General features: G+C 59.0%; 10 protein-coding genes and 1 pseudogene. 9 read left to right on the top strand and 2 right to left on the bottom strand.

The window, feature by feature from the left end:
* The 3 genes from U5782_RS39040 to U5782_RS39050 all read left to right on the top strand — a co-directional run bounded on the left by U5782_RS39040 (position 1) and on the right by U5782_RS39050 (position 4,830).
* Positions 1 to 993 carry a M14 family metallopeptidase gene (locus tag U5782_RS39040; RefSeq protein WP_322049247.1) on the top strand — a complete coding sequence of 331 codons (993 nt, stop codon included), beginning with the start codon at positions 1 to 3 and terminating at the stop codon, positions 991 to 993.
* Positions 990 to 1,334, top strand: coding sequence for a cupin domain-containing protein (locus tag U5782_RS39045; protein WP_322049203.1), 345 nt, complete (start codon positions 990 to 992; stop codon positions 1,332 to 1,334). Before U5782_RS39040 ends, U5782_RS39045 begins: the two co-directional genes overlap by 4 nt.
* A 298-nt stretch (positions 1,335 to 1,632) precedes the next feature.
* Entirely contained in the window at positions 1,633 to 4,830 is a 3,198-nt protein-coding gene (locus U5782_RS39050) for an EAL domain-containing protein (RefSeq protein WP_322049204.1), read from the top strand.
* A gap of 161 nt (positions 4,831 to 4,991) precedes the next feature.
* On the opposite strand, the gene U5782_RS39055 is transcribed toward U5782_RS39050, so the two are convergent.
* Positions 4,992 to 5,930: a LysR family transcriptional regulator gene (locus tag U5782_RS39055; protein ID WP_322049205.1), complete on the bottom strand. Its 939-nt coding sequence runs from the start codon at positions 5,928 to 5,930 to the stop codon at positions 4,992 to 4,994.
* A 150-nt stretch (positions 5,931 to 6,080) separates the two neighbouring features.
* On the opposite strand from U5782_RS39055, the gene U5782_RS39060 reads away from it, so the two are divergent.
* From U5782_RS39060 to U5782_RS39085, 6 genes and pseudogenes are all read left to right on the top strand, one after another.
* Entirely contained in the window at positions 6,081 to 6,551 is a 471-nt protein-coding gene (locus tag U5782_RS39060) for a hypothetical protein (RefSeq protein WP_322049206.1), read from the top strand.
* Between the two features lie 3 nt (positions 6,552 to 6,554).
* Positions 6,555 to 7,169, top strand: a complete 615-nt coding sequence (locus U5782_RS39065) for an iron-containing redox enzyme family protein (RefSeq protein ID WP_322049248.1) — start codon at positions 6,555 to 6,557, stop codon at positions 7,167 to 7,169.
* Entirely contained in the window at positions 7,166 to 8,101 is a 936-nt protein-coding gene (locus tag U5782_RS39070; RefSeq protein WP_322049207.1) for a DMT family transporter, read from the top strand. The genes U5782_RS39065 and U5782_RS39070 overlap by 4 nt, the downstream gene beginning before the upstream one ends.
* 89 nt (positions 8,102 to 8,190) lie before the next feature.
* Positions 8,191 to 9,201 carry a hypothetical protein gene (locus U5782_RS39075; protein WP_322049208.1) on the top strand — a complete coding sequence of 337 codons (1,011 nt, stop codon included), beginning with the start codon at positions 8,191 to 8,193 and terminating at the stop codon, positions 9,199 to 9,201.
* A 122-nt stretch (positions 9,202 to 9,323) separates the two neighbouring features.
* The gene (locus U5782_RS39080; RefSeq protein ID WP_322049209.1) at positions 9,324 to 10,760 is read left to right on the top strand and encodes an aldehyde dehydrogenase (NADP(+)); all 1,437 of its coding nucleotides are present in this window, start codon (positions 9,324 to 9,326) and stop codon (positions 10,758 to 10,760) included.
* Positions 10,761 to 10,841: 81 nt separating this feature from the next.
* Positions 10,842 to 10,949: pseudogene (locus tag U5782_RS39085) on the top strand (arginase family protein); the annotation flags it as partial.
* A 6-nt stretch (positions 10,950 to 10,955) separates the two neighbouring features.
* On the opposite strand, the gene yicI reads toward U5782_RS39085, so the two are convergent.
* Complete coding sequence (yicI, locus tag U5782_RS39090; protein WP_322049210.1) at positions 10,956 to 13,280, bottom strand: alpha-xylosidase; 2,325 nt, start codon at positions 13,278 to 13,280, stop codon at positions 10,956 to 10,958.
* Positions 13,281 to 13,315 lie beyond the last annotated feature (35 nt).

The following is a 13,315-nucleotide window of genomic DNA, read 5'->3' on the forward strand; positions in this document are numbered from 1 at the left end:
ATGGACGCCTATCCAATCGAGGTCGCGTTCCCCGATATTTCCGCGCATGCCGAAGGCAACACCGGCATCGCCTATGTGCACACATTCGATTCGGGCGTGCCGGGCCCGCATGTGATGGTGAACGCGCTCACGCATGGCAACGAAGTGTGCGGTGCGATCGTCGTCGATGAATTGTTGCGCTCGCAACTTCGACCGCGGCGCGGCCGGCTCACGCTGGCCTTCGCGAACGTCGACGCCTATGCGCGCTTCGATCCGGCGCAGCCCGACAAGGCGCGTTTCGTCGATCAGGACTTCAACCGCGTATGGACCGCCGCCGCGCTCGACGACCAAGCGAAGCGCTCGGTCGAACTCGATCGCGCCCGCGCGATGCGGCCCGTGATCGACAGCGTCGATCTGTTGCTCGACCTGCATTCGATGCACGAGAAGAGTGCGCCGCTGATCGTCGCGGGACCGCTCGACAAAGGCATCGCGCTGTCCGCACAACTCGGCTCGCCCGCCACCGTGATCTGCGACGAAGGCCATCCCGAAGGCCGCCGCATGCGCGATTACGAAGGCTTCGGCGACGCGCTCAGCGCGAAGAATGCATTGCTGATCGAATGCGGACAGCACTGGGAAAAGCGCGCCGTGGACGTCGCGCGCGACAGTACCGCACGCTTTCTGCTCGTCGCGGGAGTGATCGACGTGAACGATCTGCCCGCTGGCTGGATTGCGCCCCTGCCCGCGCAAATGACGGTCGTGCGGGTGACGGAACCCGTGGTCGCGAGCAGCATGGATTTCCGTTTCGCCGGACCCTACACGGGACTCGAAACCTTCGACACGGCGGGCACCGTGATTGGCTGGTCGAACGGCGAACCGGTGCGCACGCCTTACGACGATTGCATGCTTGTCATGCCTTCGCTGCGCCAGTTGCGGCCCGGCGTGACCGTGGTGCGGCTCGGCCGCATCGAACAACGCCTCGACCACACCTCACGTCAACAGGAATTCGTTCAGTGAAAGTTCAGCAGATCCAGCAAGCCGCGCAAGTCGCGGGACTCGAAGATTGGGGCACGGCAGGCCTGCCCGGCACGGAACCCGCGCGCGTCACGGGCCGCCAGATCGTGATTCCGGGCGCGGAAGCCGTCGACACCGGCGTGTTCGAATGCTCGCCGGGCACCTATCGCCGCTCGGTAAAAGAAGCCGAAGTCATGCACTTCCTCACGGGCACGGGCAGCTTCACGCCGGACGGCGAAGAAACGATCCGCTTCAAGGGCGGCGATACGCTGTTCTTCGAAGCCAATACCGAAGGGCTCTGGCAAATCGATGAAACGCTGCGCAAGATTTATGTGATTTTCTGAGCATCAGGCAAAGGCCAGTTCAACTGGCCTCGCCATCGACGCCGCCCGGTTTAACCTTGGCGGCGTTTTTTATGCTCGATTTACGACCTTTATTCCGCGCCAGCGTAGTGCATGTTCGCACCACGCCAAAGTATTTACGCGCCAGCGCAGGGAATTGAAAGCTTTACGCTAAAGCACACGCCAGGCACTGCCGTTACGCAGTGATAAAGCGCGCGCAAAAACGCCGCGCTGAATATTAGCGCGTCGCATTTTCAGTTCAGAATGCGGCGTGGACTTCGATGTGATCCAGGCGCGTGCGATGAAACACAATCCGTTTACTCGACTGCTCGGGCGCTTGCGCGTGGGCCGCAAGCTGCTGCTGATTTATCTGCTCGACCTGAGCGCGGTGGTCTATATCAGCAGCATCCTGATTCACGAGAAATATATGTCGATCGATTTCTCGCAAAAGGAAATCGTCGGCAATGCCTATCTGGCCACCGTGCGCGAAGCGCTTGTCGATGTCGCCCTGCGCGGCGCGGGCGGAACCTTCGACGCACAGCAGATCGCCCAGACCGATTCGGCGCTGCTGGCCGCCGAGCAGCAATACGGCGCGAACATGCAGAGCGGCGACCTGAACGCGCGCGTGCGCGGCGCGCTCGACGGCCTCTCGCACGCACCGCGTGCCGCCGGGTCCAAGGCGGTGCGCGATGCGCTCATGGCCTGCCGCGATCTGATCACCCGCGTGGGCAATCAGTCGAACCTCATTCTGGACCCCGACCTCGACAGCTATTACTCGATGTCGCTGTCCATCCTGCGCTATCCCGCCCTGCTCGACGCCGTGGACGGGATCGGCCATCGCCTGCACGAAGGCGCGAGCAATGCGCAGACGCGCAGCGAACTGAGCACGCGCTACCTCGTGCTGGAGGGCCAGCTCGACGCCGTGGCACAAGGCTTGCGCTCCGACTTCGCCGAAGCGGGCGCGGCCAACGACGACGTGCAACGCGCACTCGCCGCGCCCGTTGGACAGTTGCTCGCTGCTATCGAGGCCTATCGTGACGCCGCGCGCATGGCCGTAGCGCACGGCGGCGCGGACGATGTCTCGCGCGCGGCGGCCGATGCCGCCCAGCAAGCGCTCGTCGCGCGTGTGGGCGACGCCTGGCGCGCGACCGGCGCCGAACTCGACACGCTGCTGCACGCGCGCGTAAGCGGCCTGTTCTCGCGCATGTGGCTGCATCTGGGGACCGCGCTGTTCCTGCTGTGCGGCATTCTCTCGATGGTCTATCTGGTGGCCCAGCAGATCTCGCGGCCGCTGCGTCAGCTCGCGCGCGTGATGGATACCGTGCGGCGCACGGGCGATCATCGGCTGCGCGCCACGTGGCATAGCCAGGATGAGATCGGCCAGCTCGTCACAGGCTTCAACGACATGCTGGAGCAACTCGATCACGAACGCGACGTGCAAAAGGAACTCGCGGCCACGGCGCGCGCCTCGCAGGCGCAGCACGCGCTCGTGGAAGCGACACCCGTGCCGATGATGGTCACAGCCGTGCCGGGCCACGAAGTGCTGCACGCCAATCACCCCGCGCTCTACTGGCTCAATGGCTGCACCTCCGACCCGTGGGCCTTCGGGCTCGATTCGGCCGTGCGGGCGCGTTTCTTCCAGCAACTTTCCGACCGCGACGCCATCGACGAATTCGAAGTGCGCTGGATGGCGAGCGAAGAGCCCACCTGGGCCATGCTCTCGGCGCGCCGCCTGACCTTCCAGGGCCGCGACGCGGTGCTCACCGCCTTCACGCCGATCAACCAGATCAAGCTGATGGAGCAGCGCCTCGAACTCTGGGCGAAGGTGTTCGAGGCCTCCTCGGAAGCCATCCTCATTCTCGACAATGAACGCCGCTTGCTGACCGCGAACGCCTCGTTCTATCGCGCAACAGGCTATCGCGCCGAGAAAGTCAGCGGCACGCTGCCCGAATTCATCGTGGCGAGCGCCAGCGGCAAACCGTTGCTCGCGCAACTGACTGCGCTCGTGGATATTTCCAGCGTCTGGAATGGCGAAGCCGTGGTGCGCCGACGCGCGGGCGGCGACTACCCCGCGTGGCTCATGATCAGCGCCGTGCGCGACAAGCACGGCAGCGTCTCGCACTATATCTGCACGCTGATCGACATCACCGACCGCAAGAAGAGCGAAGCGCGCATCCAGTTTCTGGCCGAGCACGACGTGCTGACCGAATTGCCGAATCGCGCACTCTTCACCCGCCGCCTGGGCTCGGCCATCGAGCAGGCGAAGCTCACATGCGGGCGCGTGGCCGTGCTCTTCATCGACCTCGACCGTTTCAAGGACATCAACGACACGCTCGGCCATCATGCGGGCGACGGCCTGCTGCGCTCGGTCTCGCGCCGCCTTTTGCAATCGGTGCGCGCGGGCGACACGGTCAGCCGGCTCGGCGGCGACGAATTCACGGTGCTGCTCTGCGGCGCGGGCAACGCGGCGGATGTGGCGCACCTCATCGACGAACGCCTGCTGCCGCTCATGCGCGAACCGCACTCGATCGGCGGCATGACCTTGCAAGTGGCGTGCAGTATCGGCATCGCCCTGTATCCCGACGATGGCGAGGACATCGAAACCTTGATGCAGAACGCCGATGCCGCCATGTACCGCGCGAAATCGAGTGGGCGCAATCTCGTCAAGTTCTTCTCGCCGGAGATGGCGGAAAGCACGCGCCACCGTCTGGAGCTGGAAGCGCATTTGCGCACCTCGGTGGAGCGCGGCGAGCTATGGCTCGCGTATCAGCCCTGCGTGCATGCGGCGACGGGCGAACTGATGAGCGTGGAAGCGCTGCTGCGCTGGGAGCATCCGCATCTGGGGCTGGTGCCGCCCGCGAAGTTCATTCCGATCGCCGAAGAAACGCGGCTCATCGTGCCGATCGGTGCGTGGGTAATCGACGAAGCGTGCCGCCAGATCGCGCGTTGGCGTGCGGCGGGTCTGCCGGAGATGCGCGTGTCGATCAATCTTTCGGCGGTGCAATTGCGCGACGATGCGCAACTCGTCAACCGGCTGCGCGATAGCCTCGCGGCCCATAACGTAAGCGCGGGCAGCCTCGAACTCGAAATCACGGAAACGGTGTTGATGGAGAGCGTCGATCGCTATCTGGGCGCGGTCAACGCGATTCGCGCGCTTGGCGTGAAGCTCTCGCTCGACGATTTCGGCACGGGCTATTCGAGCCTCAGCTATTTGCACCGCTTTCCGCTTGACCGACTCAAGATCGATCGCGCGTTCGTGAACGGCCGGCTCGAAGCGAGCGCGGATATTGCCGTGATTCGCGCCATCGTTGAGCTGGGGCACGAACTGGGCTTGCGCGTGGTGGCCGAAGGCGTCGAGCAGGCGCACGAAGCGGACGCGCTCCGGCGCCTTGGCTGCGATGAGCTGCAAGGGTTTCTCTATGCGAAGCCCTTGCCGCACGAGGCACTCGCGCAGTGGTTGCAAACGCGCGATACGGTGTGCGAGGGGGAAGCCGTCTAATACTCGCTGCCCAGCGAGTTTAATGCAGACTACGACAGTAGCGCGAACCTAATGCAAAAGCGTTTTCGGTTCGCGCCTGACATGCTATTCAATCTGGAGTCCTTCTTTTTTTGATTCTACGCGACCGCCTCATCAGCGCAGCCAAGTCACGCGTTCCCCCATCACACTGGGCCCGTCCGAACACCCAAAACCGATTCGATGATGTCCATTCGCAGCGACTGTTTATGCCAGTAGGCTTTGTATTCTCCCAATGACAGACTGGATGATGTCTTGATCTTCTTGATACGCTCTGAGGAAGCGACGTGCTTGAAAACAGAACTCGGGAGCATCGCGAGGCAATTGGTATTGCAAAGCGTGGCAACAGTGATCAATGCTGACGTCGTACGGAGCTTGACAACCGGTGTTCGCCCAGTGTGATCTACAAACCAGTTGACCAGCAATGCAGCCAGCGGCGACTTCGCTTCGTATCCTACCCACGGATAGCCGATCAACTCCGCACACTCGTAGAGCCGGCCTGTCTCCAATTCGTGCTGAACGCCGGCTACGACACATACCGGCTCATCGTCGAGCAAACGGCTTTCAATATCCGATTGCTGATCGAATTCCCCCGACCTTGCAAAGACGACATCTAGTTCGCCTGATTGCAATTTTAGCATCAGCTCCGTGGATGTACCTTCCTGTGCATCGACCAAAAGTCCGTGCTCCGACTCGCACGCACGGCGTACAACATCGCAGAAAGCGCCTGTGACAGCACCCATGATGAGTCCAATCCTGAGAATTCCCTGTCGATTGTGCTGAATGACATCCAGATCGTACTTCATACGTCGCAATGAGCCGATCATGTTCTTCGCGTGTTCAATCGCACAACGTCCGGCGACTGTCGGGATGAGTCCGCTATAGGTGCGTTCGAACAACCGCATTCCCAGCATCGATTCCATCTCCAGCAGGGATTTGCTCGCCGCAGGCTGTGAAACTGACATTTCGTCGGCTGCCTTGCGTATAGATCCGTGGTTGCCCAGTGCGAGCAGGAGGATGAATTGCTTCATCCGGACGGAAGCAAGTGCGGCGTTGGGTGCCGCAGTGACTGGTTGATCAGGCATCGGTCGTTATAGGGTGATAACTTCATTTCTATTTTCGAGACGGCCCATCGTGATTATTGTTCTCACGTTTCTGCGATAGCCGCCACTTTGCAAGTGGCTAATGGTTTCGGCTGAGCATCAGACATATTGACAATATTTAACAAAATCACTATGCACACTTCAAAATCGTCCACTGCCAACGCCTCTACAAACCTTCGCCACGCAGTCGAAGGTCTTCTTTCCTTCTCGGCGAATCGCCAGCACAATCTCTACGATGTAGTCGCACTTACGCAGTTGCTCGACCGTATCGATCATATCGGTAGCGACGTGTTGCTGGGTGACCAGCGTGCCTTGTACGAACTGCACGAAGCGCTTTTCGCGCTCAATGAGATGGGCGTTTCGACGCCGAACCCAAGTGGACAGCGAACCCAATTCGATCCGACATTTCTTGCCATCCGGACCAAACTGGAGAGCTGGGCCGATCGATATGAACTTCAACGCACGCCTGCTGATCTACCTATCAATCTTTCTGCAAGCGATACTCTGGCAGAAATTCTTCGGATTTGGAAGACGCACAGCTCAGCTAATCATCCGATTTTCGAGTACGTCAGAACCACTGCCGGTCGGGAATCCATTTTGTAGTATCTGCGAAGCGACTATTTGCTCAATATTCGCTTCTACGATCTGGTCGTATACTCCCTGATTGGCATTGATGAACGGGTTCGATTCGACGTAGCTCATAATTTATGGGACGAAGTTGGCCAAGGTGATCCGGAGAAAACACACGTTCAGCTATATCGCGATTTACTTCGAAGTGAAGGCATTGATCCATGCACGGATGCACTTATCCAACACTTGTCGTGGCAAGGTCTGGCAGGCTACAACCTGATGATGAGACATGGGTTGCATAGAAGCCGCTATTTCGAATCGCTCGGGTCGCTTGCGGTAACGGAACTTGCAGATCCCGAGCAGTATAAGAAGTTCGTCGAAGGATGTCGCCGTGTCGGCGTCGGAAACATGAACCCGGTCGGACTGGCCTACTACGAGGAACATATTTCGATCGACGTGATCCATGGCGACGGCTGGCTGCAAAATGTGATCAGACCACAACTAGAGCGATATCCCGAAGCTTCAGTTCACGTGCTTTCTGGCGTCCATCAACGGCTAAACACCGCGAAGGACTACTGGGATGAATTGCTCAATCGATTGAAAAAGATTGATGCGTCCGCCGATCGGGCGCGTGCGGATGTCGCTGCATGAAAAGCCACGCGTATCTAGGAGACGTACTCATCGTAATGCTTGCTCCGTTATGTTGGGCAGGCAATTTTGTTCTGGCCAAGCATCTGCAGAGCGAGATCACAGCTATCCAGCTCAATTTCTGGCGATGGTTTCTTGCTTGTCTGGTTCTAACACCGTTCGTCGCGCGAGATTTACGGCAATTGGTCAGGGACATGTTAGAGCATCTGCCGATCCTGATCGCACAGTCATTGATGGGTATTGCGGTATACCACTGCCTGGTCTACTACGCTCTAAAGAGCACGAGCGCTATCAATGCCACGCTGATCAACTCGCTCGTCCCAATGTTTATTCCTCTGTTCGCGTTTATCGCATTTAGACAGCGTCTGGCTCCCAAACACTGGATTGCCATTGCCCTCTCGACACTCGGCGTAGCGGTGGTTGTCACGCAGGGAAGAATCGAACAGCTTCGAAATCTGCACCTAGCGACAGGAGATTTTCTGATGGTGATCGCTGCGATGATCTGGGCAATATATACGCTTCTACTTTCTCGGAAACCATCAACGATAGCTGGTATGCGCTTCTTGTGGTGTCTCAGTTTCATCGGGACGTTGTTGCTCACACCGGCGTTTTTCCTCGATCTGGCCAGGCACGGTCCGTTCCCCAATACGATGCCGAACTGGTTGTCTGTGGGATACGTTGCGCTGTTCGCTGCGGTCTTTGCGTTTCTGGCATGGAACTATGGTGCAACGAAATTCCCGGCCTCTCATCTTGGAATGTTCGCCCATTTGATGCCTGCATTCGGTTCACTGCTGGCTATTGTTTTTCTCGGAGAATCGTTCCGGACATTTCATGCGATTGGCATGACCCTAATCGGTGCCGGGCTATGCATCATCTTTTCCGGGACGAGCGGCAGTCGCCCGGAACGAGAGGTGAAAGCTCTCCGCGCACGCTAGACGTCAGATATCAATGGCGATTCCTCAAGTGCGCTCTGGCACGTCGATATCCGGCGGTCAGCCCCCGAATACCTCGTGTGTCACACACCATGAAAACGCATCTATCCATCAATCCGCTGAAGCCCGTCTGGCGCCTCACGGACAAAGAGCGCGACGACCTGCTGGAGGTCTTCCTGCGGATTACGGCCAGTCCATATCGGAATCTTGACCGGTTTGTACAGGAGGTTCAGCAGGATGACCCGGTAATGCGGGCGTTCTCGGAAACCGTGATCCGCCTTCGGCAGCAGGCCAACCTGGCTCAGAATCCGGTGCTGTACATCAAGAATCTTCCGATTGATCCCGATCTACCGGTGTTTGGGCACGATGATCCAGTTCGCGACAAATATGCAATGAAGACAACATTTGTCACGGAGGCATTGTTGGAGCTATTCGCCTCCGCGGCAAACACACCCATTGTTGGGTATCGAACGATTAACAATGGCGATATGTTTCATGATGTGTATTTGAAAGAATCCTTGAAAAATACCGCCTCACAAAAGTCGATGGTATCGTTTGGATTCCACTATGACATGGGATTCAAGAAGGTGAGGCCCGACTGGGCTAATCTTGCATGCCTGAGAAGTTCAGCCGAAAATTATGTCTCGACTTCGGTTTGCCGCAACATCGATATCCTTGCTGAGTTGAGCCCGTCTGACCTTGCGATGCTCAGTTTTCCGATCTACTCGACTCCGCCAGAAGTCGTGTCTCTGGTCGGAGGAGAAACGAACAAATCATCACCGTTGAAACCGGTGTATTTCCCTGATAAACCGTGGAAGTTCGAGTATTTCGAAGGCCGTACGGTCACGGACGATGCCAACGGTTCGGCAGCGATCTCCAGGCTTAACGAAATTCTTCACCGTACCAAACGCCATCTCGTACTAGAGCCCGGTGACCTCGCAGTAGTTAGCAACAACCACGCCATACACTGCCGGGAGGTTCTTGACATCACCGATATGAACGCCCATCGAATTCGCTGGCTAATCAAGACGTACAACGTTGATAACCTCTCAGTACATCGCGCAAATCTCGTCGTCGGACAGTTTCGGATCGCGGACGAGTAAGTGCCCACCACGTTAGATGGGAAAGCTCGGGCGTGCATGTCAAGCGATGTGGAGTTGATCCACGTTGCTTGCAAAACAGACGATCGACATCTGATTAAAATTTCACTTATAAAATAAAGAAAATGAAAATTAATGATTACACATCGGATCAAATAGATGCGGCCGTTTCAGCGGCTGAGAATATAGCCAACGACTGGGCGCAATCGTCCCGGGAGACGCGCGCAAGGCTTTTGCGTGGACTCGCAGATGTTTTGCAGGCGCGTCGCGACAAGTTGGTTTGCGTTGGGGACGATGAAACCTCACTGGGATCGGTCCGATTGAACAGCGAACTGGATCGGACTATCTTTCAACTTCGCGGATTTGCCGAGCATGTCGAAGATGGCAATGCTTTCGCGGTATCCGACGATCCGGCTATTGCCGGCGCTCCCCCACTTGGTCGGCCTCACCTAACCCGCGTGCGCGTTCCGCTGGGACCGGTCGCCATGTTTTCAGCGAGCAATTTTCCAATTGCCTTCTCGGTCCTCGGTGGTGATACGGCATCGGCGCTTGCAGCGGGTTGTCCCGTGGTGGTGAAGGCTCACCCCGGCCATCCGCAGTTGTCGCGCGAAGTTTTTGAGTTGACGAAGGCAGTCCTGACGCAGCAAGGATTGCCAGAAGGTCTCATTGGAATGGTGGAAGGTGCAGGGATCGAAGTGGGTGTTGGACTTGTACGTCATCCTGGTATCGCAGCAGTCGCGTTTACTGGTTCGTTCAAAGGCGGTACGGCGTTGTGGTCACACGCGAATTCGCGTCCAAGGCCGATTCCATTTTATGGTGAACTTGGATCGACCAATCCCGTAGTTGCGTTGCCGTCTGCTTTGACCGGAAATGCCGAGGAGTTGGCGAGGACTCTGGCAGCGTCCATGGAGTTCGGTTGCGGACAGATCTGCACAAGTCCCGGTCTTGTCGTGTTGTTTGAGAGCGCCGACGCAGACAGGTTTGAAAGTGCGCTACGAGATGCTTTGCAAAGCGCCAAAACTCACACGATGTTGACGCCCAGCATGAAACACAATTTTGACGCAGGCATTGCACGTCTTGTTGCTACCCCAGGTGTGCAAACCGTCCTCGCTGGCGAGTCTACTAATGATGATCATGCATCGCCGCGACCTGTGATTGCGCGCACGAGCGCGCAAAACTTTATATCCGAACACGCATTGCATGAAGAGGTTTTCGGTCCAGCCTGCCTTCTCGTGCGCGTTCAGTCAATTGACGAAATTGTCGAAGTTTTGAACGCTGTCGGTGGTAGCCTGACCGTAACCCTTTGGGGCGCCGAAGTTGACTCCCCCGACGTGCGGCGAATCACGCGTTGTGCCACGCAGATTGCTGGACGTGTTCTCTTCGGCGGTGTGCCTACTGGCGTCGCCGTGACGGCCAGTCAGCAGCACGGCGGCCCGTGGCCTGCATCAACACAGCCATTTAGCACCTCCGTGGGTTACGCAGCCATGGATCGCTTCCTTCGACCTGTTGCACTCCAGAATCCTCCAGCGTGGTTGATAGAGCGCGTTGGACAGCCTTGCTGACGCCTTCGGTAGGGTTGCAGTAAATTGTTCTCCGGGCGGAGTTCACGGCGTCTCAAGTATCTTTCCTTGCGGTCAAAAACAGGCGGCGACGTCGTGGAAGTGTCGCCGCCCTATGATCCCTCGGGCAATACGGCGTTCGTGGCCGCGACGCTGATGTACGAGATGCTGTGTCTGTTCGCGCGCAACTGAGTTCGCTTACGCCCGCAGCACGACTTCACCCTCCCCCGCCGGTAGCTTGACGACCATGCCGGACTCGCTTGCCTGCATCGCCAGGCCACCGGCATCGCGCAGTTCGGGCCATTGGCGCAGCGTCAAGGGCAACGCGGCCTTCACGCCTTCGTATCGCACGTGCAGCGTCTCGCCGCGCCGCGTCACGCCGACCTGCGTTACGCGCGTGCCTTGCTCGTCGCGCAACGTGGCCGCGGCGCTTGCGCCATCGGCCAGTTCGAACAGATGCAGTTCGCTGCGCGATGCGTAGTCGTAATCGGGACGCTGGTCCTCCGTACCCATCGCGAGCAGCGTATTCGGGCGCACGTACAACGGCAGGCTCAAGAAGCCGTGCCGCTCGCGCACCCATCGCCCACCCTCCACCGGCCTGCCGGTGAACAGATGCGTCCAGCGCCCTTGCGGCAGCCAGAAGTCCACGTCGCCCGCGGCATTGAACACCGGCGCAACCAGCAACGCATCGCCGAGCATGTACTGGCGGTCCAGATAGTCGCAGGTCGGATCGTTGGGAAACTCCAGCAGCATCGCGCGCAACACCGGCGTGCCATGATCGACCGCCTGGCGCGCGGCGTCGAACAGGTACGGCATGAGCCGCGACTTCCACTCGGTGAAATGGCGCACCACGTCCACCGCTTCGTCGTCGAACAGCCAGGGAACGCGATACGACTTGCTGCCATGCAGGCGGCTATGGCTCGACAGCAGCCCGAATGCGCACCAGCGCTTGTACACATCGGCGGGCGCGGTATGCTCGAATCCGCCGATGTCGTGGCTCCAGAAGCCAAAGCCGCTCAGGCCGAGCGACAGTCCCCCGCGCAACGATTCGGCCATCGATTCATAGGTTGCGCTGCAGTCGCCGCCCCAATGCACGGGCAACTGCTGGCTGCCCACGGTCCCGGAGCGCGCGAACACCACCGCTTCGCCCTCGCCCCGCACTTCGCGCAGCACATCGAACACCACCTTGTTGTAGAGGTAGCTGTAGTAGTTGTGCATCTTCTGCGGATCGGAGCCGTCGTGGTAGATCACGTCGGTAGGAATGCGCTCGCCGAAATCCGTCTTGAAGCAGTCGACGCCCATCTCCAGCAGACGCCGCAAATGGCCCGCATACCATTGCGCCGCAGCGGGATTCGTGAAATCGACGATGCCCTGGCCGGGTTGCCAACGGTCCCACTGCCACACATCGCCATTGGGCTTGCGCAGCAGATAGCCTTTCTCCATGCCCTCGGCAAACAGCGGCGACGGCTGCGCGATATACGGATTGATCCACACGCAGATCTTCAGCCCACGCGCCTTGAGCCGCGCCAGCATCCCTTGCGGATCGGGAAAGGTGTCACGGTTCCATTCGAAGTCGCACCAGTGGAAGGCCTTCATCCAGAAGCAGTCGAAATGGAACACGTGCAGCGGAATACCGCGTTCGGCCATGCCGTCGATGAAGTGGTTCACCGTGGCTTCGTCGTAATTGGTCGTGAACGACGTGGTGAGCCACAGGCCGAACGACCACGCGGGCGGCAGCGCGGGACGCCCGGTCAACTGCGTGAAGCGCTCCAGCACGGCTTTCGGCGTGGGTCCGTCGATCACGTAGTATTCGAGCCGCTCGCCCGCCACGCTGAACTGCACCTTCGCCACCTTCTCGCTGGCCACTTCGAACGAAACGTTCTCCGGGTGATTCACCAGCACGCCGTAGCCACGGTTGGTCAGATAGAACGGCACGTTCTTGTAGGCCTGTTCGGTGCCCGTACCCCCATCGCGGTTCCAGCTTTCCACCACCTGGCCGTTCTTCACGAACGCGGTAAAGCGCTCGCCCAGCCCATAGACGTTTTCGCCGACACCCAGATCGAGCCGTTCGAACATGAACGCGGCGCCTCGCTGCGTAGCGTCGTGAACCTGGCCACTCGCGCGCAGGCCGCTGCCCGTAATACGTTCGCCCTCGCGAAGAAAATCCACCTGCCAGTCGCCAGACTTGACGATGCGAACCGTCAGCGAGCCGCTAGTGAGGCTCGCTTCATCCTCGCCGTTATAGGTGACGATGTCCGCCGTCTCGCGGTTGAGCGCGAAATGCGGGCCGCGATCCAGCACGCCTGAGAAGTGCTCGACACGCACGCCAATCACACCGCTTTGCGGCGAAAAGAAGCGCCACGTGAAGAGCCCCGTATCGAGTTGCCGTTCCCGGTTCGAGACGTCACGGGGCGCGACATGCACGAGCAGTTCGTCGCCGACGATCTCAACGCTATGCGGCGCAGCCGAATACGTGACGCTCAGGCCCTCGCGGATCAACCAGTTGCCATCGCTGATTTTCATTTAGATGTACTCAAAGCTAATCGGATAACCCGTTC

The organism is Paraburkholderia sp. J67, assembly GCF_905220265.1.
Taxonomy (GTDB): domain Bacteria; phylum Pseudomonadota; class Gammaproteobacteria; order Burkholderiales; family Burkholderiaceae; genus Paraburkholderia.